This window comes from Neisseria sp. P0021.S007 (genome assembly GCF_051956855.1).
On the sequence record NZ_JBQCXA010000204.1, the window covers coordinates 1 to 961 of the forward strand.

Genomic DNA, 961 nt, shown 5'->3' on the forward strand with positions numbered 1-961 from the left:
TACGCGCACCACCGGAAGCCGCCACGCAAATAAACGAACAATTATCTGCAACAGCACGGCGTACACCCTGAACGAAACGCTCACCCACGACCGAACCCATAGAGCCGCCGATAAAACGGAATTCAAACGCAGCCACCACGACAGGCAGGCCGTTCATGGTGCCTTTCATAACAACCAAAGCATCGTCTTCGCCGGTTGCTTTGCGCGCAGCAGCAAGGCGATCCGGATATTTTTTGCTGTCTTTAAATTTCAGCGGGTCTGTCGGTTTAATATTGGCTGCAATCTCTTCACGGCCTTCTTCATCCAAAAGCAGGTCCAAACGTTCGCGCGCAGAAAGCGGATTGTGATGATTACATTTCGGGCAGACTTCGCTGTTTTGTTTCAACTCGGTTGAGTAAACCGTTGCCGAACAAGACGGACATTTGTGCCACAGACCTTCAGGGACGCTGGACGAACTGCTTCGGTTTTTAATTTTCGGAGGAAGAATTTTATCTAGCCAGCTCATGAATGACTCCTTAGGATTCAGAATTTAGACGGCCAGTTAAACGTAAGGCCGTCTGAAATAATGGAATAAAAAATATTAGCGAATCGCGTCTTTCAACTCTTTAACCAACGCACCTACTGCTTCGGCCTCGCTACCCGCATGGCTTTCAATCTCTTTGACGATACGGCTGCCGACAATAACGGCATCCGCTACCGCACCAATTTTACGCGCATTCTCCGCATTATTGATGCCGAAGCCGACACCAATCGGAATATCGATGTATTTGCGCAAAAGCTCTATTTTACGCGAAACTTCTTCAGTATCCAAACTTGCAGCACCGGTTACACCTTTGAGCGATACATAATACACAAAACCGCCGGCTACTTTGGCAATCGTTTGAATACGCTCCTCAGTTGTTGTTGGCGCAATAAGGAAAATACAATCAATACCTTGCGCTTTCAACGAGTCATGCAAAGG

2 protein-coding genes are annotated in these 961 nt (G+C 47.8%); both read right to left on the bottom strand.

What is annotated here, in order from left to right:
* The coding region (locus ACTHUR_RS12235; protein ID WP_440398744.1) for an acetyl-CoA carboxylase carboxyltransferase subunit beta at positions 1 to 505 on the bottom strand (505 nt) is incomplete at its 3' end.
* Positions 506 to 580: 75 nt separating this feature from the next.
* A partial coding sequence (locus tag ACTHUR_RS12240; protein WP_440398745.1) for a tryptophan synthase subunit alpha occupies positions 581 to 961 on the bottom strand: 381 nt, incomplete at its 5' end.